The organism is Acidovorax sp. 59, from assembly GCF_002754175.1.
Classification (GTDB): domain Bacteria; phylum Pseudomonadota; class Gammaproteobacteria; order Burkholderiales; family Burkholderiaceae_C; genus Acidovorax; species Acidovorax delafieldii.
The window spans coordinates 1,312,501-1,335,974 of sequence record NZ_PEET01000001.1 but is presented as its reverse complement, the minus strand read 5'-3'; the positions used below and the strand labels follow the sequence as shown (position 1 = coordinate 1,335,974).

Below are 23,474 nucleotides of genomic sequence, written 5' to 3'. Positions count from 1 at the left end.
GCGGCTTACTTGACCGCACCAAACGTCAGGCCCTGCACCAGCTGCTTCTGGCTGAACCAGCCGAACACCACGATGGGCGCAATGGCCATCAGCGAAGCCGCAGACAACTTGGCCCAGAACAGGCCCTCGGGGCTGGAGTACGACGCTATCAGCGTGGCCAGCGTGCCGGCCTTGGCGGCGCTGAGGTTCAGGCTCCAGAAGGCCTCGTTCCATGACAGCACCAGGCACAAGAGGCCGGTGGACGCGAGGCCGCCCATGCCCAGCGGCAGCAGCACCAGGCGCACCTCCTGCCACAGCGTGGCGCCGTCCATGCGCGCGGCTTCCAGGATCTCGCGCGGGATGTCCTTGAAGTGCGAATACAGCATCCAGACCATGATGGGCAGGTTGGACAGCGCGAACACGATGATGAGCGCAAGCTGCGTATCGAGCAGGTGGCTCTTTTGCGCCAGCACATAAATGGGTACCAGCGCGCCCACGGCGGGCATCATCTTGGTCGAGAGCATCCACATGAGGATGTCCTTGGTGTACTTGCCCTTGAAGAAGGCCATGGCGTAGGCCGCAGGCGCAGCCAGCATCAACCCCACCAGGGTAGAGACCACGCTGGTGATGACCGAATTCTTGGCGTACAGCAAGTAGTCGCTGCGCTCCTGCACCTCGTGAAAGTTTTCGAGCGTAGGGACAAAGAACAGCTGCGGCGGCACTGCGATGGCCTGCAACTCGGTCTTGAACGCCGTGAGGAACAGCCAACCCAGCGGGAAAAACAGCAGCAGGGCCACGCCCCAGGCAGCGGCGGTGCGCAGGGCCAGCAGGCCCAGCGGGAAGTTGGAGCGGCGTCGTTTTGTCGTTGTCATGAGCGTTGCCCCGTCTTACTTGTCAAGGTTCTTGCCGACCATGCGGATCAGAAACACCGCCGCGATATTGGCCAGCAACACTGCGAACAGCGCACCTGCCGAGGCCACGCCCGCGTCGAAGTTGAGCAGTGCCTGCTTGAAGATCAAGAAGGTGACGTTGGTGCTCGCATCGCCCGGCCCGCCACCCGTGGTGGTGTAGATCTCGGCAAAGATGCTGAGCAAAAAGATGAGTTCGATCATCACCACCACCGCCACCGAGCGCGCCAGGTGCGGCACATACAGGTAGCGCAGCTGCTGCAGGTAGTTGGCGCCGTCCATGCGCGAGGCTTCGAGCTGCTCGTGGTTCATGCTCTGCAATGCGGTCATGAAGATCAGCGTGGCAAACGGCAGCCATTGCCACGACACCATGACGATCACCGAGAACAACGGGTGGTCCGTGAGCCAATCCACCGGCTGTGCGCCAAAGAACATCCACACCTGGGCGAGCACGCCGTAGATGGGGTTCATCATCATGTTCTTCCACATCAGCGCGTTCACCGTGGGCATGACGAAAAACGGCGAAATCAACAGCACCCGCACGATGCCCCGGCCCGCAAACGGCTCGTTGATGAGCAGCGCAATCGCAACGCCGAACACCACCGTGATGAGAATGACGCTGCCCAGCAGCAGCAGCGTATTGACCACCGCCGTGCCAAACGACGGGTCGGTGACGAAATACTCAAAATTCTCCAGCCCGGCAAAGCCCGTCTGGTCCGGCCGCATGAGGTTGTAGCGGATGAGCGAGAAGTAGATCGTCATCACCAGCGGCACGATCATCCACAGGAAGAGCGTGGCCATGGCAGGCGTGAGCAGCAGGCGGGAGAGCAGGCGGCGGTTCATGGGAATTCCGATACAGACTTACACAGCGCAGTGAGGCAAGCGCCCAGTGGGCGTAGCGAGCGGCCCGAGGTGGGGGTGCTGTACCGCAGTCGTACTCCCGTACGGCGAGGAACACCGCCCCCAGATCGGGCCGCGCAGTAGCCCAATGGGTGCTTGCCTATTTGTAGTAGCCGGCCTTCTTCATTTCGCGGTCAGCCGCCACCTGGCCGGCCTTGAGTGCCGCGTCCACCGTCGTCTTGCCTGCCAGCGCAGAACTCATCTGCTGGCCCACGGCGATACCGATGGCCTGGAACTCCGGAATGGCCGCGAACTGCACGCCCACATACGGGCTCTTGGGCAAGGTCGAATCCGTGGGGTTGGCCGAGTCGATGGCGGTCTTCTCTGCGGCGGCAAAACGCGCGGCCTTCTGGAATTCCGGCGAGGCGTAGGTGCTCTTGCGCGTGCCGGTGGGCACGTTGGCCCAGCCGTTGGTCTTGGCCACCAGCTGGATGTAGTCCTTGCTGGTGGACCAGGTGATGAACTTCTGCGCGGCGTCGACCTTTTTGGAACCAGCCGGGATGGCCAGATTCCACGACCACAGCCAGTTCGCGCCCTTGGGCGTGTTCATGGTGGGCGCCTGGGCAAAGGCCATCTGGTCGGCCACCTTGGACTGCTTGGGGTCGGCCACGAACGATGCGGCGATGGTCGCGTCCACCCACATGCCGCACTTGCCGGAGTTGGTCAGCGCCAGGATCTCATTGAAGCTGTTGGCCGACGAGCCGGGCGGGCCATAGTTCTTGAGCAGGTCGACGTAGAAGGTGATCGCGTCCTTCCAGGGCTTGGATTCGAGCTGCGGCTTCCACTGCATGTCAAACCACTGGCCGCCGAAGGTGTTGACCAGCGTGGTCAAGAACGCCATGTTGTCACCCCAGCCTGGCTTTCCGCGCAGGCAGATGCCGTACACGCCGTTCTTGGGGTCGTGCATCTTGGCGGCCAGGTCCTTGATCTGCGGCCAGGTGGGACGCTCAGGCACCTGCACGCCGGCCTTGTCGGCCAGGTCCTTGCGGTACATCAGCATGGAGCTTTCGCCATAGAACGGCGCAGCAAACAGCTTGCCGTCCACCGTCAGGCCATTGCGTACGGCGGGCAGCAGGTCATCCACGTCGTAGGCAGCATCGGTCTTCAGCTCCTGCAGCCAGCCCTTCTTGCCCCAGATGGGCGCTTCGTACATGCCAATCGTCATCACGTCGAACTGGCCGCCCTTGGTGGCGATGTCGGTCGTCACGCGCTGGCGCAGCACACCTTCTTCGAGCGTGACCCACTTGAGCTTGATGTCGGGGTTCGCCTGCTCGAAATTCTTGCTGAGCTTTTGCATCTCGATCATGTGGCCGTTGTTCACAGTGGCAATCACGAGTTCTGTCTGCGCATGCGCAGCGGCTCCGCACAGCGATGCCGCCAGGGCGGCAACGGCCAGAGCCAGGCGAGTGTGTGGACGAGTGGAACGGTGCATCGGAACGTCTCCTGCGTAGTTGGTATGGATCTGCCATTCAACGCCAGTCGAATCTCGGCATTGATGGGCTGAACGATACCGATGCTCTGATGCTCAGTTGATACTTTGAAAAGCACTACACATACTAAATTTCGCCAGAATCTCAGGATTTATACCTAGTCGCATCAATTGGGTATGTGCATTGTTGGCCTGGGGTGCCCGCCCTGGCGCTGCGGGGCGCTGCGCTCATTTGACCCAAGGGCGCGTCCTGAGTGGGCCTACTGTTTCCAAAACTGGAACAGTCAGTTTGCGACTCAGTGGTTTTTCCATGAACACCATCGGCGTACAGTTCAACCCATCGATGAGCCGAACCCGCAAGGCGACTCACCGAACCCGGTTCAGGAATGGTTTTTGACCCGGCTTTTTTGAGACGCTTTTCAACTTCAAGGACTTATCCATCATGAACAACACCGCACGTTTCCTGTCTATCGCCGCTGTCGCCGCTTTCGCTTCTTTTGGCGCCCAGGCTGACGAAGCCGATGCTTCGCAGTTCGCCACCAAGTTTGAAACCAACCGCACCCGCGCTGAAGTGGCCGCCGAAGCTGCTACCGTGGCCCAGACCCGCTCGATCGAACCCGCTGGTTCGCGTGTGGTGACCTACAAGTCCACGGCTGACCGCGCTGCCGTGCGTGCCCAGGCTGCTGAAGCTGTGCGTACCGGCCAGATCCCTTCCGGCGAACTCGGCGCTCTGTAAGCCGTCCCGGAATCAACGGACTTCGCCCCCCCACCCCATCAAGAATCGGGATCACCATGAACAAGACAACACGTTTCCTGTCCATCGCTGCTGTGGCTGCTTTCTCCGCTTTCGGCGCCCACGCTGACGAAGCCGACAGCTCGCAATTCGCCCTCAAGTTCGACACCAACCGCACCCGTGCTGAAGTAGCTGCTGAAGCCTCTACCGTGGCCCAAACACGCAGCATCGAACCCGCTGGTTCGCGTGTCGTGACCTACAAGTCGACTGCTGACCGTGCTGCAGTGCGCGCCGCAGCGGCCGAAGCCGTGCGCACCGGCAAGATCCCATCGGGCGAAATCAGCGCGATGTAAGAACGCGGATCTTCCCGGGTGGCGGCCTCTCACTGTTGTGGACATGTGCCCCCGGACTCTCAGAAAGGGCTCCCATGTGGGAGCCCTTTTTGCATTGGCAAAAAGCTCAGGCCACCAGCGTCTTGAACATCACGTGGGCATCGACATAGCCCAGCGCGTGGTGCCGGAAGGCCCCGGGCAGCGTGCCCACGATCGCAAAGCCCAAGTGCTGCCACAGTCGCACGGCGCGCACGTTGCTGGCTACCACCAAGTTGAACTGCATGGCCCGAAAGCCCATGACCACAGCCTGCTGCTGGGAGTGCTCACACATCAACGAGGCCACGCCCTGCCCCTGCGCGGCCGGCGCCACCACGTAGCCACAGTTGCACACATGGGCGCCCTGCCCAGGCTGATTCGGCTTGATGAAATAGGTGCCCAGAATCTCCCCGCCCACGCCCAGGGCGACAAAGGTCGCAGCAGGCAGCTCTACCCAGGCTTTGTGGATCTCGGCATCGGTGCTGTCGGGGGCAAACGCATACGTGTCTCCCGCCTGGAAGGTGGTGCGCAGGATGGGCCACACGGCGGGCCAGTCGGCAGCCTGGAGGGGGCGGATGGTGACGGGGGTATCGGAAGTCGTCATGGGAAGTGCAGTGGATGGATGGCGAGTCTGGCATTCTCCCGCTCCGCATAAAATCCGCCGTCGGCAACGGCCACTCCTTGATGGCGGCGCCCTACCCTGAGTGATCCATCCCATGACCCAGCCTTCTGCTGCCCCGGCAGCTTCTGCCTTGCCCGCCCGCCCCGTGCGCTCCCAGTACGAAGATTTCATGCGCCATGTGTTCACCCACGGCGTGGACAAGTCGGACCGCACCGGCACCGGCACCAAGAGCGTGTTCGGCCACCAGATGCGGTTTGACCTGAAGGAAGGTTTTCCGCTGGTCACGACCAAGAAGGTGCACCTCAAGTCCATCATCCAGGAGTTGCTGTGGTTCCTGACCGGATCGAGCAACAACAACTGGCTGAAAGAGCGCGGCGTGACCATCTGGGACGAATGGGCGCGCGAGGACGGCGATCTGGGCCCGGTGTACGGCGTGCAGTGGCGCAGCTGGCCGACGCCGGACGGCGGGCACATCGACCAGATCAGCGACGTCATCCAAACGCTCAAGACCAACCCTGACTCGCGCCGCATCATCGTGAGCGCCTGGAACGTGGCCGAGCTGCACAAGATGGCGCTCATGCCGTGCCACGCTTTCTTTCAGTTTTACGTAGCCCCGGCGCAAGAGCCCGGCGGGCGTGGCACGCTGTCCTGCCAGCTGTACCAGCGCAGTGCAGACATCTTTCTGGGTGTGCCGTTCAACATCGCCAGCTATGCGCTGCTGACCCACATGGTGGCCCAACAGTGCGATCTTGAGGTGGGCGACTTCGTCTGGACGGGTGGCGACTGCCACATCTACAGCAACCACCACGAGCAAGTGCAGACCCAGCTGGCGCGCACGCCCTACCCCTACCCCGTGCTGAACATCAAACGCAAGCCGGACAGCATCTTCGACTACGAGTACGAAGACTTTGAAGTGGTGGACTACCAGTGCCACCCCACCATCAAGGCGCCCGTGGCAGTCTGACCACTGCACCAGCCAGCCTGCGGCACAGGCCCCGCTTTCACCCATAACCAATACAACGAGCTTCTATCTATGTCTTCCGGCGGATTCCACGTACACGGCCCCCACGACCACGCGGTCGAACATGCCACCCACGGCCACGATGCTGCGCACCACGGCGCGGACCATGGCGGCGGCTCGTCCACTAACAAGATCGCCATGTTCACGGCCATCGTGGCCACGGTGGGTGCCATCTTTGCCTACATGGGCGGCGCCACCCAGGCCAATGCGGGCCTGATGAAGAACGATGCGGCCATCAAGAAGACCGAGGCCTCCAACCAGTGGAATTACTTCCAGTCCAAAAGCACCAAACAAAGCCTGGCCGAGCTGGCCCGTGACCTGACCCCGGCCGAAGCCGAGAAGGTCAAATACCAGGCCAAGATCGACCGCTACGAAAAAGAGAAGAACGAGATCAAGACCGCGGCCGAAAAGCTGGAGGCCGACGCCCACGCCTTCGATCAGCAAAGCGAGGCCCAGATGCACCAGCACCACCGCTGGGCCCAGGCCACCACCGCGCTGCAGGTGGCGATTGCCCTGGCCGCGATTGCGCTGCTGACCAAAAAGAAGTGGCTGGAATACGGCATGTACGGCGTGGCCGCCGTGGGCCTGGGTGTGGGCGCGCTGGCGTTCCTGCACATCTGATCCTCCCCCCACTCACACACCGAGCGAGCCCCATGCCACTGCACCTCATCTACGCCCGCGCGGCCAACGGCGTCATCGGCAAGGACAACCGCCTGCCCTGGCACATCCCCGAGGACATGGCGCACTTCAAGCAGCTCACCCAGGGCTGCCCGGTGGTGATGGGCCGCAAGACCTGGGACTCGCTGCCCGCACGCTTTCGCCCCCTGCCCGGCCGCACCAACATCGTGGTGACGCGGCAGGCCGACTGGCAGGCCGAGGGTGCCCACCGCGCAGGCAGCCTGGCCGAAGCCCTGGCGCTGTGCGACGCAGGCAAAACCGTGTGGATCATTGGCGGCGCGCAGATCTATGCCGAATCCTTGCCCCTGGCGGACTGCGTGGAGGTGACGGAGATCGCGCAGGACTTTGACGGCGATGCCTATGCCCCCGTGCTGGGCGCAGAATGGGTAGAAACCGCCCGCGAGCACCACGTGAGCACCAACGGGCTGCCGTTCAGCTTTGTGACCCGTGTGCGCCGCGCCTGACGCTTCTGCCCCTCCCCTCATTCACTCACATTTTGATAGCTGCCAGCGCATGATCCACTAGCGCTACCGGCCAAAAACCATGCAAATTGCCACCTGGAACGTGAACTCCCTGTCGGTGCGCCTGCCCCAGGTGCTGGCCTGGCTGGCCGCCAACCCGGTCGATGCCCTGTGCCTGCAGGAGCTCAAGCTCACCGACGACAAGTTTCCCCACGACGCGTTGAAAGAGGCCGGCTACGAAGCTGTGGCCTTCGGCCAAAAGACCTACAACGGCGTGGCCATCCTGAGCCGCCACCCGCTGCGCGATGTGGTGCGCAACATCCCCGCCTTTGGCGACGAGCAGGCCCGCGTCATCGCCGCCACGCTGGACACGCCGGCAGGCCGGCTGCGCCTGCTCAACGGCTACTTCGTCAACGGCCAGGAGCCGGGCTCGGAAAAGTTCGCCTACAAGATGCGCTGGCTGCAGGCGCTGCAGGACATGGTGCGCGCCGAGATGGCCGCCCACCCGCGCCTGGTGCTGGTGGGCGACTTCAACGTGGCGCCCGAAGACCGCGACTCGTACGACCCCGAGGGCCTGCGCGAGACCATCCACCACACCACCGAAGAGCGCAACCACTTCCAGGCCCTGCTGGCCCTGGGGCTGACCGATGCCTTCCGCATGTTCGAGCAGCCCGAGAAGAGCTATTCGTGGTGGGACTACCGCATGCTGGGTTTCCAGAAAAACCGGGGCCTGCGCATCGACCACATTCTGGTGAGCGAGGCCCTCAAGCCCACGGTGACGGCCTGCGTGGTGGACCGCGCCCCGCGCAAGAACCCTCAGCCCAGCGACCATGCGCCGGTGGTTGTCACGATGAGCGCCTGATGCACCCTTGAGCTGCTCCGCACGCGACGTAAAAAAAGGCTGCCAGAGGAATGCTCTGGCAGCCTTTTTCTTGGGGTCAGCCCTCAGCGCAGCAACCGGCGCCCGGTCAGGCGCGGTTTACCCAAGGGCCGCCCTCGGCACCTGGGATCAGGGCCGGGGCGAGAACCCGTCCCGCAGCGCACGCACCTCGTCGTGGTTGCGCTGGGCGCCTTGGGCCTGGCGCTCCACCAGAGCACGCACATCGGCAGGCAGCGCAGCCTTCAGCGCCTTGCGGTAGCGGGCCACCGCAGCGTCCTCGCCACGTTCACACTCTTCGAGCACGGCCTTGTCGTCCTGGGTGGACAAAGCGGTCTTCACCGACACCCAGCCCCGGTGCAACGCGCCCGCCACGGTCCCCCCCTGCGCAGGGTCGCCATTGAGGCGGCGGATCTCGTGTTCCAGCTCCACGGCGGCAGCCGCACACTCGCGCGAGTGGCGCTGGAAGATGCCCTTGAGCTGGCCCGACTCTGCGTGCTCGGCACAGGCATGGAAGCCGTATTCGCCATCGCGTGCAGACTCCAGCAGGTCGTTGAGCACATCGACCACGTCTTCGGCGTCGATCACGTCCATCGGGCGGTCGCTGGCCAGCGCAGTGCGGTTGGCGGCGCGCTCCCACGCGGCGCGGGTGGCGGGGCGCACGTCGGTCCAGGCCAGGCCGTCGCTGCCGTGGCGTGCACGCCAGTCGTCCGCCAGGCGCGGCTCGATGGCGTCAAAGTCGCCCTCGTAGCGGCCTACCGACGACCAGCCCAGCTCGTAGGCGGGACGGTATTGGTCGTATGTGCGGCCGCCCACGTAGTAGGGCTCGCGGTGGTAGGTTTCGCGCCAGTAGGCGTCTTCTTCGGTGGGGTTGACGGCCTCGGCAGCCGCCTTGCCCGCCAGGCCGCCCGCCACAGCACCCGCTACGCCACCAATGGCAGCGCCGACCGGGCCGCCAAAAGCACCGGCAGCAGCCCCGGCAGCGGCGCCCCCGAGGGCGGCGCCCACGCCCGTTCCGACGGGGTGAGCACCTGGCTCATTGGTCAAGGGGTCACGGTTGGCATCGTTGAAATCCGACATAGGAACATCTCCGGTTGGTTGACAGTGACTTCATTGTTGAAGCCACCTCCGGAGTGCCGGGTCGGCCCAGGGAGGGCCTGCATGTAGGACATGGCCCGCCATGCAGTGCGATGCGCAGCGCGCATCCGGGCCGGGTTACAGCGATGCCACCAGCGATGTAATGGCACCTTGCATTGCTACTATTTCAATAGCTGCAGAGGCATGATAAACATACACCTGCGGCCATTTTCATACTTCATCCGGCGCGTCCAGCCCCAACTCCTGGATCTTGCGGGTGATGGTGTTGCGCCCAATGCCCAGGCGCTGCGCGGCTTCCATGCGGCGGCCGTGGGTGGCCACCAGGGCCGTGCGGATCAGGCGCGACTCAAAGCGCCGCGTGAGCGCGTCCCACACCTCGGGCTGGCCGCCTGCCAGCAGTTTTTGCGCTTCGGTTTCCAGTGCCTGCTCCCAGCTGTGGGCGGCAGCCACGGGGGCTGCGGCGGCGTCGGCCGACCAGGACGCAACGGCCGCAGGTGCAGACGCCGACACTGGAGCAGACACCTGCGCTGCGGGGTGCAGGCCACCCACCAATTCGGGTGCGGGCTGCGCCACTGGCGCAACTGGCGCCAGCGGGGCCACCGGCATCGATGTCACCGTGGCCGCCGCAGGCTCGGCGCCCGCCGTTGCGCGCACTGGCGGCTGGTACACCGGGGCTTCCAGCACCTCGGGCGGCAGGTCCTGCAGCGAGATCACCTGGGCAGGCGCCATCACCGTGAGCCAGTGGCAGATGTTCTCCAGCTGGCGCACGTTGCCCGGGAAGGCAAACTGCTCCAGCCGCGCCAGCGCCGAATCGGCAATGCGCTTGGGCTCCACGCCCAGCTGCCGCGCGCTTTGCTGCAGAAAGTGGCGCGTGAGCATGGGCACGTCTTCATGCCGCTCGCGCAGCGCGGGCAGGCGCAGGCGGATCACGTTGAGGCGGTGGAACAAGTCCTCGCGGAAGCCGCCTTCCTTGACGCGCTGCTCCAGGTTCTGGTGGGTGGCGGCAATCACGCGCACATGGGCCTTGACGGCTGCGTGGCCGCCCACGCGGTAGAACTGGCCGTCCGACAACACGCGCAGCAGGCGCGTCTGCAAATCAAACGGCATGTCGCCGATTTCGTCGAGGAACAGCGTGCCGCCCTCGGCCTGCTCGAAGCGGCCGCGCCGCTGGGTCTGGGCGCCGGTGAAGGCGCCGCGCTCATGGCCGAAGAGTTCGCTCTCCAGCAAGTCCTTGGGAATGGCTGCGGTGTTGATGGCCACAAAGGGGCCGTCTGCCACGGGCGAATGCTTGTGCAGCGCACGTGCCACCAGCTCCTTGCCCGAGCCCGATTCGCCGGTGATGAGCACCGTGACCTGGCTTTGCGACAGCCGCCCGATGGCGCGGAACACATCCTGCATGGCGGGCGCCTGGCCCAGCATTTCGGGGGTCGCGGTCTGGCGCTCTTCGGTGACTTCTTCGCGCTGGCTTTCTTCCACCGCTCGGCGGATCAGCTCCACCGCCTTGGGCAGGTCAAACGGCTTGGGCAGATACTCGAACGCGCCGCGCTGAAAAGCCGACACCGCGCTGTCGAGGTCGGAGTACGCCGTCATGATGATGACGGGCAGGCCGGGCTGCAGCTCGCGCACCTTCTCCAGCAGTTGCAGGCCCGAGCCTCCGGGCATGCGGATGTCGCTCACCAAGACCTGGGGGCCCTGGCGGGCGGGGTCGCCCGCAGTGACATCGGCCAGTGCGTCCAGCACTTCGCGCGGGTGCGTGAAGCTGCGCGTGGGCAGGTTCTCGCGGGCCAGCGCCTTTTCCAGGACGAAGCGGATCGAGGGGTCGTCATCTACTATCCAGATCGGCTTCATATGTTTTTCTTACCTTCCCTGTGGTTGCGTGTCAGGGACCGTCGTGCGCTGTCAAGGCAAGGGGATCAGGATTCGGAAGTCGGTGCGACCCGGTACGCTGTCGCATTCGATCAACCCGTGGTGTCGCTGCACGAAGGTTTGCGCCAACGTCAGCCCCAGCCCTGATCCGCCGTCCCGACCCGACACCAAGGGGTAAAAAATCCTCTCCTTGATGGCATCGGGTACGCCCGGTCCGTTGTCGATGACATGCAATTCCAGTGCCAGCCGATAGCGTTGCCGACCGAACGTGACCTGGCGGGCCACACGTGTGCGCAGCGTGATCACGGCATCGCCCTTGGCGATACGCTCTGACAACGCCTGGGCCGCGTTCTGCACGATGTTCAGCACCGCCTGAATGAGTTGCGCACGGTCCCCGCGAAACTCAGGAATGGAGGTGTCGTAGTCGCGCTGTACCTTGAGGCCCTGCGGGTATTCGACCAGCACGAGCGAGCGCACCCGCTCGCACACCTCGTGGATGTTCACGTCGCCCACCAGATGCGGGTGGCGGTGGGGGGCTAGCAACCGGTCCACCAGGCTTTGCAGGCGGTCGGCCTCGTGGATGATGACCTGGGTGTATTCGGTGAGCTCGCGGTTATCGAGCTCCATCTCCAGCAGTTGCGCCGCGCCCCGAATGCCGCCCAGCGGGTTCTTGATCTCATGGGCCAGGTTGCGGATCAGCTCCTTGTTGGCCTGGGCCTGGTCGCGCAGGCGCTCTTCGCGGTCCTGGCGGGCTTGCTGCTCCAAGGGCCACAGCTCCACCAGGATTTCGCCCACCTGTTCGGCATCGGCCACGTTGACATGCACGGGCACCGGGTCCTGGTGCAAGCGCTTCAGGCTGGCCTCGTAGCGCAGCGCGGCAAAGTCCTTGCCCCGGGCGCCCGCCAGTGCGGTCTGCAGCAGTGCCGGGTCGGTGAAGAAGGTGGAGAAGTCCGCCCCTTCCAGGGTACGGCGCGAGAGGCCCAGTGTGTTTTCCAGCGCGGCATTGGCAAACTGCACCGCGCCATCGTCAGCGCGCAGCACCGCCACCAGGGTGGACATCAGGTCCAGGGAATGAAAACGCCCGGTGTCAGTGCCGGGAAGGTCGGAGGAAGAAGGGGCACTCACACGCAATCACCGCGGTCAGTTGGTGGGTGCAGCAGGGGCAGGCAAGCGGGCAATCTCGCGCTTGATACCCGCAATGTCACTCTCGCTGCGGGCCACGCTGGCCTTGAGTTCGGCCGTGCGTTCGGTGTAGCGCTGGGGGTTGCGCAGATCGAGTGCGTTGCGCTCGGGGGCGCCGTTGTTGTATTCCTTGAGCAGCTCGGCATGGCGCGTTTCCGCCTTGCGCAGCTCGGACTCCAGAATCGCGCGGGCATCCGAGTCGCGGGATTTTTGTTCGTTGTTGCTGACGCGTGGAGCGTTGGCAGGCGAGGTCGCAGACGACGGGGCTGCCGCACCACCCGCTGCAGGAGCTGCGGCAGACGCTGGGCGGGTGCCCTGCACCACGGTAACGTTGCCGCCCTCCACCAGTTTGCAGCCGCGCTCCTTGGCTTGCTGGGCGTTGTTGGTGTATTCGTTGCCGCAACGGTAAATGCGGTCTTGCGCCTGGACTGCGGGGACGGTGGCGGCGATGAGGAGCAGGGTGATGAGCGTTTTATTCATTCGGTTTCCTCGCACTGACATGCAGGGGACAGGGGAGTATCTCCCAATCACCCTACATCTCCAATCCAACAAGGGCAGACCCTTGAAGGGCTGTGTATACGGATGCAACACCTGGCGTCTTGGTTCCACCGCACGCGTTCAGCGCAGGTAACGCCTCCGCCCGTCCATGAAAAAAGGCGGCTTGCGCCGCCTTTTCTTGAGCAATGGTCTGCAGGCAGACGATTACAGGGAGTAGTACATGTCGTACTCGACAGGGTGCACTGCCATGCGGAAGCGGGTCACTTCGTTCATCTTCAGATCGATGTAGGCGTCGATCATGCTGTCGGTGAACACGCCACCCTTGGTCAGGAACGCACGGTCCTTGTCCAGATGTTCCAGGGCTTGGTCCAGGCTGTGGCACACGGTGGGCACCAGCTTGTCTTCTTCTGGAGGCAGGTGATACAGGTCCTTCGTAGCGGCTTCGCCAGGATGGATCTTGTTTTCCACTCCGTCCAGACCGGCCATCAGCAGGGCTGCGAAGCCCAGGTAAGGGTTCATCAGTGGATCGGGGAAGCGGGCTTCCACGCGACGGCCCTTGGGGTTGGCCACGTAAGGGATACGGATCGAAGCGGAACGGTTCTTGGCCGAGTAGGCCAGCTTCACCGGTGCTTCGAAGTGAGGCACCAGGCGCTTGTAGCTGTTGGTACCGGGGTTGGTGATGGCGTTCAGGGCACGTGCGTGCTTGATGATGCCGCCGATGTAGTACAGCGCGAAGTCCGACAGACCAGCATAGCCGTCGCCAGCGAACAGATTCTTGCCGTCCTTCCAGACGGACTGGTGCACGTGCATGCCGGAGCCGTTGTCGCCGTGGTAAGGCTTGGGCATGAAAGTGGCGGTCTTGCCGTAGGCGTTGGCCACGTTGTGGATCACGTACTTTTGCAGGATGGTCCAGTCGGCGCGCTCAACCAGGGTGCTGAAACGGGTACCGATTTCGTTCTGGCCGGCGCCCGCCACTTCGTGGTGGAACACTTCGACCGGAATGCCCAGGGATTCGAGGATCAGGGACATCTCGGCGCGCATGTCTTGCGTGCTGTCGACGGGAGGCACGGGGAAATAGCCGCCCTTGACGGTGGGGCGGTGGCCACGGTTGCCGCCTTCGAGCTTGGCGCCTGTGTTCCAGGGGGCTTCGTACTCTTCGATTTCGTAGAACGTGTTGTTGGGTTCAGTGCTCCAGCGCACGCCGTCGAAGATGAAGAATTCTGGCTCTGGACCGAAGTAGGCCGTGTCGCCCAGGCCGGAGGCCTTCAGGTAGGCTTCAGCGCGCTTGGCAATGGAGCGGGGATCGCGGTCGTAGGCCTTGCCGTCGGTGGGCTCGATCACGTCGCAGGTCAGGATCAGCGTCGTTTCTTCAAAGAACGGATCGATGTTGGCCGTGCTCGGGTCGGGGATCAGCTGCATGTCGGAGGCTTCAATGCCCTTCCAACCGGCGATCGACGAGCCGTCAAAGGCATGGCCCGAAGTGAACTTGTCTTCGTCGAAGTGAGAGACGGGCACCGTGGTGTGCTGTTGTTTGCCACGGGTATCAGTGAAACGGAAGTCAACGAACTTGACTTCGTTCTCCTTCACCATCTTCATCACGTCTGCAACGGTCTTGGCCATCAGGTTCTCCTGGATAAAGCGCTTGTTGAAAAAAGAGTTTGCCGAAATAAAAGCAGTTTGCGTGCCAGCCGAGTGCAGCACCGCACTATGAAGGAGCGCTACCCGCGACAGGTCGGCGTGGCATGCGCGAAAAAGCACCAATACGGTGCAATCCGTCTACCAAATCTGAGTCTCACAGGTTGCGCACCAATTCAGGGCCGCAATTCGCACCAAATTCGTGCAATCCTGTTTTCAAAGCCTGCCATGCAGCAGGCACCGAGGACGCGGGCCCTTTGACACCCAGTTCGATATGCCGCCCATATTGTGGATGATCTACGCTGGGCAAACTGAACACCCGCACATCCGGGTGCGATTTCTCAATCTGCTCCATGAGAGGTGTCAACGAGGCCTCCATCGCGCCAAAGACCACCACCGACTGCTCGGTCTGCGGCGCACGGTTGAAATGGGCTGCGTAGTGCTGCTCCAGCACCCACTCGATCATGGGCCAGGCCATGACAGGGAAGCCCGGAACGAAGTGCACTGCACCGCCCCCAGCCCCGTCGCAACTGAAGCCGGGAATCTTGTTGTAGGGATTGGGAATGATGCGCGCGCCCACCGGGAACATGCCCATGTTGAGGCGGTGCACGTTGTCGGCCCGGTCGGGCTCATAGGGCACGCCCTGCTCGCGCGCCACATCCTGCATGCGTTCGCGGATCAGCGCCTCGGCTTCTGGGTGCAGGGCCAGATCCCGGCCCAGGGCACGTCCAGCACATTGCCGCGTGTGGTCGTCAGGGGTTGCGCCAATGCCGCCACACGAGAACACCACATCGGCCGACGCGAACGCCCGCTGCAAAGTGGCCGTGATGCGGTCCGGGCTGTCGCCCACATAGTCGGCGTAGGCCAGCGACAGGCCCCGCGCCGATAGCAGCTCGATCACCTTGGGCATGTGCTTGTCGGCCCGTTTGCCCGACAGTATCTCGTCACCGACGATGATGAGACCAAAGGTGGGGGTCATGGTGGATTGTCTCCAGGGTTCGGATTTGCAGGGGGCGGCAGCACGGGGGCTGAGGGTGCCGCCATGTTCAGAGCTGGCGCGTCTTTGGGATGCGCGGCCGCTTCGGCCAATGGGGCGTGCCCGGTCGTCGGCGCCATGGTGGACCGCTCGGCACGCAAGCGCTGCAGGGCGGCCAGACCGTAGTGCGTGAACCACAGCGAGGAAAACGCGAACACCAGGGTGTAGATCCAGATCGCCAGCGGCACCAGCACAAAAAACGCGGCGGCAAACACCACGCCCGATGCCCACACAATGCTGGGCGCCGCCCCGAGATAGCCTGTGACGATACCAATGCCCAGCAGGCTACTGCGATGGCGGCGGAATATCTCCAGGCGCTCTTCCTTGCTGGCGTGGTCTGCCAAGGCGTCGAACACCATCACACGGTAGGTCAGCCAACCCCAGATCAGCGGCGGCAGGATGAGCACCAGCGGCGGCACCAGCCACAGCGGAACGGACACCACCAGCGCCACCAGCGCCAACACCGTGGACCCTACCGACCAGGCCACACTCGCGATGAAGGACCCGCCCTTCTTGCGCTCCAGATCCGGAAACCGCCGCGCAGCCACCAATGCCACCAGGGCGGGGGTCATGAGTACCGCTACGGCCAGCAGCGATACCACCACCAGCACAGGCGCCACCGCCAGCACCACCATCAACGGCGCCATGACAGCAGTCACATCCCCCAGGCCCCAGCCCTGAAGCCAACCCCAAACGCTGGCCAGCAACGAGGACGCATCGAGCAATGCGCGCATCCCCTGTACCGCCGCGTCCCAGTAGAAGTAACCCAGGCCGAGTGTCAAAACGGCCATCAAGAACAGAGGCAAGAGCGACAGCGCAATCACCCGTGGACGCAGGCAATAGGCAGCGGCACGCCAGAAAGAATCAAGCAGTAATCCCATGGCGGCAAGCATACAGGCAGCGCCCGCCAAGCCGCTCAGGCCTTGCCCAGCAACCTCAGTACGCCCCGCCATTGCTGGGACCAGAACCCCGCGCCGTAGTCGCGCACACGGCCATCGGGGCCGGGCTCGACCTGGTCGCGCACGCCCGTGGGGTCAAAGCGCTTTTCAAAGTTGGCCGTGCCCATCAGCATGTCCCACCAGGGCAGAAGCACCCCGAAGTTATGCCCGCCGAGTACCACACGCGGCGGCGTTGCTGCTTGGCCCGATGTTGTCTCGGCCGAAGGCTTGACCGTCTCGTGGCCAATGCCAATGCTGTGGTGCCGGCGGTGAAACCGGGGGCTGATCCAGAGCCGCTCACCCACCTGACCAAACCACAGCCGCACGTTGGCGTGCTGAAAGCTCTCGCTGAGCTGGGTGATGGCCACGATGGCAATGAACTGCCCCGGCGCAACGCCAATCAGCTGCGCCACCGTCACCAGAATCACGTCGCGCAGCAGGTCATCGAGCAGGTGGTTGCGGTTGTCGCTCCACATCGTCATCTGCTGCTGTGCATGGTGCAGCGAATGCAGGCGCCACCACCACTCAAAGTGATGCTGCCCCCGGTGGATCCAGTAGTCCACAAAATCGAACACCACCAGATACAGCAGCAAGCTGACCCAGGAGATGTCCGTCACACCCGGCCAGAGGCCATCGAGCTGGAACGTACTGACACCCGCCACACGCAAGGCACCAAACAGTGAATCCGCCAGCGGATCCACCGTGAAAAACAGCGCCAGCCGGAACAGTCCCAGCCGGTGAATCAGGGTGTAGAGGATGTCAGTGCGGATGGTGGCGCGGTCATTGATCTGCTCCACCGGCCACCAGCGCTGCATGGGGCCAATCACAGCCACGATGACGACCAGCTGCAGCAATCCCACCAGCAGCCAGCCGGATGCCTCATAACCGTTCTCCAGCAGGCTGGCCAGCCCTGTGGTGAACATCAGCGGCTGCAGCACGCTCTCAAAAAGCCATTGCTGCACGCTATCAAATACACCGCCTAGCCATCCCATCGTGTCGCGCTCCCTGGCACCTGGTTAATCATGCAAACATGCGACGAGTGCGCCCTCAGCCACGGCGCACGCGATCCAACTTGATCCCACAGCCCATCTAGCGAACCTGAGCCGCTGCGGCCGCATAGTCAGGATGATCCCGCAAGGTGCGAAAGCAAAACCCTCGCTGCTTGAGCCCTTCAATCAAAGGCTCCAGCACAGCGGGCGCCCAGGCGTCCTTGCGCGACCAGATCCCCAGGTGCGCCAGCAGGATGTCGCCACTGCGCACATCGCGCAGCGCCTTGTTCAGCAGCGCGGTGTTGCTGGCCGTCTCACTGGGCAGCTCATCCCCCAAGAAGCCGGCAGGCGACCACCCCACATGCGCGTAACCGCAGGCCTTCGCGCTGGCAATCAATTGTGCAGAGGTCTTGCCGCCAGGCGCGCGGAACAGGGGCAAAGGCGTCTTGCCGGTAATGGCCTTCAAACGATCCGCAGCACGGGCAATTTCTTCGCAGTATTCAGCTGCGGACATCACAAAGCTTTGCCCCTCACGCTGTCCCGCAGAGGGACGGACCCGAAATGCCGGATGCGACGCGCCGCCAGCATCGGCACGCCAGTAGGTGTGATTCCAGGTGTGGGAAGCAAACTCATGGCCCTCCGCGGCGCGTGCACGCCACCATGGGGCCCAATGGTCTCCCAGACTTCCATCGCCTTCCTTCGTGCGCTCATTTGCAGCAAAGAAGGTCACGTGCACCTGCTGGCGCCTGAGCACCTCAGACACCAAAGGCGCCACTTCCATGTGGCCAGTGTCAAAGGTCAGGTACAGGGGCTTTTTGCATTCATTCTGCGCGGTAGCGCTCGTGAAACATGCCCAAATAGCTATCAACACAATAGCATCGCGACGCCTGCTGCGTGATCCACAAAAAGCGCTGAGGAACATACCGCTGACCGGCTGTACCGCGTTCAACGTGGCGCGTGTTGCAGGGTCCATACGCCGTGGGGCGATTTACCTACGTTGACTTGGCGCACCACCTTCTTTGCCTGGGTGTCCACCACAGACAGCTTCCGGGCCCAACGCGAACTGACGTAGATATAACGGCCATCCGCCGAAACATCCATGCAATCCGGCCCGCCCGGCACGGGGTACGACTCGACGACCTGCTGGGTGTTCATGTCGATCTTGCTGATCGAGTTGGCCACGCGATTGCTCACATACAGGTGGTGCCCGTCGCCAGCAGCGCGAAAGGCGTGTGCACCGTTGCCTGTCTTGATCCGCTTGACGCTGACCGCTTCACGCCCGGAGATATCGAACACCTCCACACTGTCACCGCCCGTCAGTCCTACAAACAGGTGCTTGCCATCGGGACTGCCGTAGACATCCGCAGGCATGGGGCCTGTTTTGACACGCCATTTGATGGTCTGGGTGGCAATATCAATCGCCACCAGTTCGTCACTGTCCTGCATGGTCGAATAGACGGTGGTGCTGCGGCTATCGATCCACAGATGGCTGGGGGTGCGCGATGTTGCCACGCGCTGCACCAGGGTCAGGTCCCTGCCGTCCCAGCGGTAAAAGTCCACGTGATTCAGACGGTTGGCGGCCGTGATGAACCATTTCATGTCGGGACTGAATCGCAGATGGTAGGGGTCCACAATGCCACGTACGGTACGCTGCACCTCGGCGGTACGGGGGTCTACGAACGTCAGCGTGTCACCAAGCGCGTTGGCCACGATGATCGACTTTTCATCGGGGGTCAGATACAGATGGTGCGGCTCTTTACCTGTAGGTATGCGGGCCGTCTCCGTCCAGGTCACCGGGTCGATGACGCTAACGTTGGCCTCCAGCGAATTGAGTACAAAAAGCGGCGGAGCGCCCGCCGCCACACTGGCCAAGGAGTAACACCACCCACCAAGGGCCACGACGCAGATGCGTGCAATCGAGAGAATCTTCACAAAACCACTTTCAACACAGCCTTGAAGTGTAGCGCCGCGCCCAGCGCGGACCCGAGCGACAACACGTAACATCAGGGTGATCGTGCTCTCTTTGACTCAGGTCATCCCGGTATTGACGCAGCCTGGAGTGCCAAGCCATATCGCAGGGCGAGACCATAACTTGCCAGCAGAGCTCTCCCGGCCTCGGCAGTCAAGGGATCAACGACATGAGGCACAGTGCCCTGGCCGCGCGCTCTGAGCTAGTCAAAAGAGGCCGCTCCTCCAGATAACATGCTCAAGCATTGCTGTTCAACAGTGACAGATCGGAAGCATTGAGCCATCGCCATTGGCCGGGGGCCAAATCCGCAGGCAAATCCATGCGTCCAATGCGAGAGCGATGTAGCCCCTCCACCCTATTGCCAACTGCTGCAATCATCCGCTTGACCTGGTGGTACTTGCCCTCAGTCAGCGTCATATCCAAGCGATGGGAATCCACAATGGAGCAGTTTGCAGCACGCACCGGCTTGGGATCATCGTCCAGCACAACCCCCGCCAACAATTTCGACACCTGTGTCTCGTCCACCGGGTGTTTGGTCGTCACTTGGTAAACCTTCGGAACATGCTTCTTGGGCGAACTCAAGCGATGAATGAATTGCCCGTCATCGCTCAATAGCAACATACCCGTTGTGTCCTGATCAAGGCGCCCCACCGCCTGCACTCCTTGAACCGCACTCTTCGTGGGCCGCTGACGCAACGGCGGAGGCAGAAGCGTATAGATGCTGGGGTACGTAGAAGGCTTCTGAGAACACTCCGTGCCGGCGGGTTTGTGAAGCAGCACGTAGGCTTTGGCGTGGAACGGCCAATCCACACCCTGTACACGTAACAGCAGTCCTTCGGGTTCATAGCCTGCGGTAGCCTCCGTGCAGAGCACGTACTCGGCATTGGGCGAACATGCCTCACGCACCGAGACCCATCCCTGCTGAATCAGGCCCGCGCAAACACGACGCGTACCAAAACCTTGGGAATACAGGATGTCTTGTAGTTGCATGGTCAATACCCTGGAGGGTCAGCGAGAAGGGATGATTTTTGTGCGCCTGGAAAGCAAAAAACCCCAGTCATATCTGACTGGGGTTTTCTGGGCTGTAAGAGCCTGACGATGACCTACTTTCACACGGGAACCCGCACTATCATCGGCGCAAAGTCGTTTCACTGTCCTGTTCGGGATGGGAAGGAGTGGGACCAACTTGCTATGGTCATCAGGCATAACTTGGTGCTGGGCAGTTTTTGTGAACTGCCTGGCAAATTCATAGAGTCTGGAATCAGATTTTTGTTTTGACTGCGTCTAACTTGGCATAACAGACTTTGAGCTTCACGCTGTGAGCGTGTTGGCTATCAAAGTTATAGGGTCAAGCCGCACGAGCAATTAGTATCAGTTAGCTTAACGCATTACTGCGCTTCCACACCTGACCTATCAACGTCCTGGTCTTGAACGACTCTTTAGGGGGCTCAAGGCCCCGGCAGATCTCATCTTGAAACGAGTTTCCCGCTTAGATGCTTTCAGCGGTTATCTCTTCCACACTTAGCTACTCGGCAATGCCACTGGCGTGACAACCGATACACCAGAGGTGTGTCCACTCCGGTCCTCTCGTACTAGGAGCAGGCTTCCTCAAATCTGCAGCGCCCACGGAAGATAGGGACCAAACTGTCTCACGACGTTTTAAACCCAGCTCACGTACCTCTTTAAATGGCGAACAGCCATACCCTTGGGACCGGCTACAGCCCCAGGATGAGATGAGCCGACATCGAGGTGCCAAACACCGCCGTCGATATGAACTCTTGGGCGGTATCAGCCTGTTATCCCCAGAGTACCTTTTATCCGTTGAGCGATGGCCCTTCCATACAGAACCACCGGATCACTATGTCCTGCTTTCGCATCTGCTCGACTTGTCAGTCTCGCAGTTAAGCACGCTTATGCCATTGCACTATCGTCACGATGTCCGACCGTAACTAGCGTACCTTCGAACTCCTCCGTTACGCTTTGGGAGGAGACCGCCCCAGTCAAACTGCCTACCATGCACTGTCCCCGATCCAGATAATGGACCTAGGTTAGAACCTCAAACACACCAGGGTGGTATTTCAACGTTGGCTCCATGAGAACTAGCGTCCTCACTTCAAAGCCTCCCACCTATCCTACACAGATCTGTTCAAAGTCCAATACAAAGCTACAGTAAAGGTTCATGGGGTCTTTCCGTCTTTCCGCGGGGAGATTGCATCATCACAAACATTTCAACTTCGCTGAGTCTCAGGAGGAGACAGTGTGGCCATCGTTACGCCATTCGTGCAGGTCGGAACTTACCCGACAAGGAATTTCGCTACCTTAGGACCGTTATAGTTACGGCCGCCGTTTACTGGGACTTCAATCAAGAGCTTGCACCCCATCATTTAATCTTCCAGCACCGGGCAGGCGTCACACCCTATACGTCCACTTTCGTGTTTGCAGAGTGCTGTGTTTTTATTAAACAGTCGCAGCCACCGATTTTTTGCAACCCCGTTGGGCTCCCTCTGTACGAGTTCACCTACTTGGGGCATACCTTCTCCCGAAGTTACGGTATCAATTTGCCGAGTTCCTTCTCCTGAGTTCTCTCAAGCGCCTTAGAATACTCATCTCGCGCACCAGTGTCGGTTTGCGGTACGGTCGTCAATAGCTGAAGCTTAGTGGCTTTTCCTGGAAGCAGGGTATCACTCACTTCGTCTGCAAGCAGACTCGTTATCACCCCTCATCTAAACCCGGCGGATTTGCCTACCGAGCACGACTACAGGCTTGAACCAACATATCCAACAGTTGGCTGAGCTAACCTTCTCCGTCCCCACATCGCACTATTGATCGGTACAGGAATATTGACCTGTTTCCCATCAGCTACGCATCTCTGCCTCGCCTTAGGGGCCGACTCACTCTACGCCGATGAACGTTGCGTAGAAAACCTTGCGCTTACGGCGAGGGGGCTTTTCACCCCCTTTAACGCTACTCATGTCAGCATTCGCACTTCTGATACCTCCAGCATCCGTTACCAGACACCTTCACAGGCCTACAGAACGCTCTCCTACCACTTGCAATAAATTGCAAATCCGCAGCTTCGGTAACTGGCTTAGCCCCGTTACATCTTCCGCGCAGGACGACTCGATCAGTGAGCTATTACGCTTTCTTTAAATGATGGCTGCTTCTAAGCCAACATCCTGACTGTTTTAGCCTTCCCACTTCGTTTCCCACTTAGCCAATTTTAGGGACCTTAGCTGGCGGTCTGGGTTGTTTCCCTCTTGAGTCCGGACGTTAGCACCCGGTGCTCTGTCTCCCAAGCTGTACTCTGCGGTATTCGGAGTTTGCATAGGTTTGGTAAGTCGCCATGACCCCCTAGCCTAAACAGTGCTCTACCCCCGCAGGTAATACTTGAGGCACTACCTAAATAGTTTTCGGAGAGAACCAGCTATTTCCAAGTTTGTTTAGCCTTTCACCCCTATCCACAGCTCATCCCCTAGTTTTGCAACACTAGTGGGTTCGGACCTCCAGTACCTGTTACGGCACCTTCATCCTGGCCATGGATAGATCACTTGGTTTCGGGTCTACACCCAGCGACTGATTCGCCCTATTCGGACTCGATTTCTCTACGGCTTCCCTATTCGGTTAACCTTGCCACTGAATGTAAGTCGCTGACCCATTATACAAAAGGTACGCAGTCACCCTTGCGGGCTCCTACTTTTTGTAAGCATGCGGTTTCAGGATCTATTTCACTCCCCTCCCGGGGTTCTTTTCGCCTTTCCCTCACGGTACTGGTTCACTATCGGTCGATTACGAGTATTTAGCCTTGGAGGATGGTCCCCCCATATTCAGACAGGATTTCTCGTGTCCCGCCCTACTTTTCTCTAACTTAGTACCACACGTCTGTTTTCGCATACAGGGCTATCACCTGCTATGGCCGGGCTTTCCATCCCGTTTTGCTAACAGTCGTGCTATCACTAGAAGGCTCTTCCGATTTCGCTCGCCACTACTTTCGGAATCTCGGTTGATGTCTTTTCCTCGAGCTACTGAGATGTTTCAGTTCACCCGGTTCGCCTCGCATACCTATGTATTCAGTATGCGATACCTCTTGCGAGGTGGGTTTCCCCATTCAGAAATCTCCGGATCAAAGCTTATTTGCCAGCTCCCCGAAGCTTATCGCAGGCTATCACGTCTTTCGTCGCCTGTAATCGCCAAGGCATCCACCACATGCTCTTAGTCACTTGACCCTATAACTTTGACATCTCTTTCAAGATATCGCCGTCATCTCAAGGACTTGCCAGGTCTTTCACC

The 23,474-nt window shown here is 61.3% G+C and carries 21 protein-coding genes and 2 rRNA genes; 6 read left to right on the top strand and 17 right to left on the bottom strand.

The genetic code is table 11. The annotated features are described in order from the left end of the window. Window positions 1-5 precede the first annotated feature (5 nt). The 3 genes from CLU87_RS06045 to CLU87_RS06035 form a co-directional block, all read right to left on the bottom strand. Window positions 6-851, bottom strand: coding sequence for a carbohydrate ABC transporter permease (locus CLU87_RS06045; protein ID WP_056067136.1), 846 nt, complete (start codon window positions 849-851; stop codon window positions 6-8). A 15-nt stretch (window positions 852-866) separates the two neighbouring features. Beyond that, entirely contained in the window at window positions 867-1,730 is an 864-nt protein-coding gene (locus tag CLU87_RS06040) for a carbohydrate ABC transporter permease (protein WP_099729860.1), read from the bottom strand. A gap of 157 nt (window positions 1,731-1,887) precedes the next feature. Beyond that, entirely contained in the window at window positions 1,888-3,219 is a 1,332-nt protein-coding gene (locus CLU87_RS06035; RefSeq protein ID WP_099729859.1) for a sugar ABC transporter substrate-binding protein, read from the bottom strand. A 439-nt stretch (window positions 3,220-3,658) separates the two neighbouring features. On the opposite strand from CLU87_RS06035, the gene CLU87_RS06030 reads away from it, so the two are divergent. Next, window positions 3,659-3,952, top strand: a complete 294-nt coding sequence (locus CLU87_RS06030; protein WP_099729858.1) for a DUF4148 domain-containing protein — start codon at window positions 3,659-3,661, stop codon at window positions 3,950-3,952. 56 nt (window positions 3,953-4,008) lie between these two features. Further along, window positions 4,009-4,302: a hypothetical protein gene (locus tag CLU87_RS06025; protein WP_056067132.1), complete on the top strand. Its 294-nt coding sequence runs from the start codon at window positions 4,009-4,011 to the stop codon at window positions 4,300-4,302. Between the two features lie 106 nt (window positions 4,303-4,408). On the opposite strand, the gene CLU87_RS06020 is transcribed toward CLU87_RS06025, so the two are convergent. Continuing rightward, window positions 4,409-4,921, bottom strand: a complete 513-nt coding sequence (locus CLU87_RS06020) for a GNAT family N-acetyltransferase (RefSeq protein WP_099729857.1) — start codon at window positions 4,919-4,921, stop codon at window positions 4,409-4,411. Between the two features lie 112 nt (window positions 4,922-5,033). On the opposite strand from CLU87_RS06020, the gene CLU87_RS06015 reads away from it, so the two are divergent. From CLU87_RS06015 to xth, 4 genes are all read left to right on the top strand, one after another. Continuing rightward, complete coding sequence (locus CLU87_RS06015; RefSeq protein ID WP_099729856.1) at window positions 5,034-5,903, top strand: thymidylate synthase; 870 nt, start codon at window positions 5,034-5,036, stop codon at window positions 5,901-5,903. Window positions 5,904-5,972: 69 nt separating this feature from the next. Then, entirely contained in the window at window positions 5,973-6,581 is a 609-nt protein-coding gene (locus CLU87_RS06010) for a DUF4337 domain-containing protein (RefSeq protein WP_056743682.1), read from the top strand. Window positions 6,582-6,613: 32 nt separating this feature from the next. Beyond that, complete coding sequence (locus CLU87_RS06005; protein WP_099729855.1) at window positions 6,614-7,102, top strand: dihydrofolate reductase; 489 nt, start codon at window positions 6,614-6,616, stop codon at window positions 7,100-7,102. A 79-nt stretch (window positions 7,103-7,181) separates the two neighbouring features. After that, a complete protein-coding gene (xth, locus tag CLU87_RS06000) occupies window positions 7,182-7,961 on the top strand; it encodes an exodeoxyribonuclease III (RefSeq protein ID WP_099729854.1) in 780 nt (259 codons plus the stop codon). A 147-nt stretch (window positions 7,962-8,108) separates the two neighbouring features. On the opposite strand, the gene CLU87_RS05995 is transcribed toward xth, so the two are convergent. The 13 genes from CLU87_RS05995 to CLU87_RS05935 form a co-directional block, all read right to left on the bottom strand. After that, on the bottom strand, window positions 8,109-9,056 hold the full coding sequence (locus CLU87_RS05995; protein ID WP_099729853.1) for a PA2169 family four-helix-bundle protein: 948 nt from the start codon (window positions 9,054-9,056) through the stop codon (window positions 8,109-8,111). Between the two features lie 228 nt (window positions 9,057-9,284). After that, a complete protein-coding gene (gene ntrC / locus CLU87_RS05990) occupies window positions 9,285-10,922 on the bottom strand; it encodes a nitrogen regulation protein NR(I) (RefSeq protein WP_099729852.1) in 1,638 nt (545 codons plus the stop codon). A gap of 51 nt (window positions 10,923-10,973) precedes the next feature. Beyond that, the gene (gene glnL, locus CLU87_RS05985; RefSeq protein WP_043566259.1) at window positions 10,974-11,999 is read right to left on the bottom strand and encodes a nitrogen regulation protein NR(II); all 1,026 of its coding nucleotides are present in this window, start codon (window positions 11,997-11,999) and stop codon (window positions 10,974-10,976) included. An 81-nt stretch (window positions 12,000-12,080) separates the two neighbouring features. Beyond that, a complete protein-coding gene (locus CLU87_RS05980) occupies window positions 12,081-12,602 on the bottom strand; it encodes a hypothetical protein (RefSeq protein WP_056067114.1) in 522 nt (173 codons plus the stop codon). Between the two features lie 222 nt (window positions 12,603-12,824). After that, entirely contained in the window at window positions 12,825-14,240 is a 1,416-nt protein-coding gene (gene glnA, locus CLU87_RS05975) for a type I glutamate--ammonia ligase (RefSeq protein ID WP_056067757.1), read from the bottom strand. 172 nt (window positions 14,241-14,412) lie between these two features. After that, window positions 14,413-15,234 (bottom strand): molybdopterin-binding protein, encoded by an 822-nt coding sequence (locus tag CLU87_RS05970; RefSeq protein WP_099729851.1) that lies wholly within the window; start codon window positions 15,232-15,234, stop codon window positions 14,413-14,415. After that, window positions 15,231-16,172 (bottom strand): EI24 domain-containing protein, encoded by a 942-nt coding sequence (locus tag CLU87_RS05965; RefSeq protein ID WP_099732060.1) that lies wholly within the window; start codon window positions 16,170-16,172, stop codon window positions 15,231-15,233. Before CLU87_RS05965 ends, CLU87_RS05970 begins: the two co-directional genes overlap by 4 nt. Before the next feature lie 35 nt (window positions 16,173-16,207). Beyond that, a complete protein-coding gene (locus CLU87_RS05960) occupies window positions 16,208-17,221 on the bottom strand; it encodes a sterol desaturase family protein (RefSeq protein WP_099729850.1) in 1,014 nt (337 codons plus the stop codon). A gap of 97 nt (window positions 17,222-17,318) precedes the next feature. Further along, window positions 17,319-18,140: a polysaccharide deacetylase family protein gene (locus tag CLU87_RS05955; RefSeq protein WP_099729849.1), complete on the bottom strand. Its 822-nt coding sequence runs from the start codon at window positions 18,138-18,140 to the stop codon at window positions 17,319-17,321. 23 nt (window positions 18,141-18,163) lie between these two features. Beyond that, on the bottom strand, window positions 18,164-19,150 hold the full coding sequence (locus CLU87_RS05950) for a YncE family protein (RefSeq protein WP_099729848.1): 987 nt from the start codon (window positions 19,148-19,150) through the stop codon (window positions 18,164-18,166). 274 nt (window positions 19,151-19,424) lie between these two features. Continuing rightward, window positions 19,425-20,177 (bottom strand): 16S rRNA pseudouridine(516) synthase, encoded by a 753-nt coding sequence (locus tag CLU87_RS05945; RefSeq protein WP_099729847.1) that lies wholly within the window; start codon window positions 20,175-20,177, stop codon window positions 19,425-19,427. A gap of 100 nt (window positions 20,178-20,277) precedes the next feature. Further along, window positions 20,278-20,390, bottom strand: a 5S ribosomal RNA gene (gene rrf / locus CLU87_RS05940). Window positions 20,391-20,531: 141 nt separating this feature from the next. After that, window positions 20,532-23,410: ribosomal RNA gene (locus tag CLU87_RS05935) — 23S ribosomal RNA — on the bottom strand. Between the last annotated feature and the right edge of the window lie 64 nt (window positions 23,411-23,474).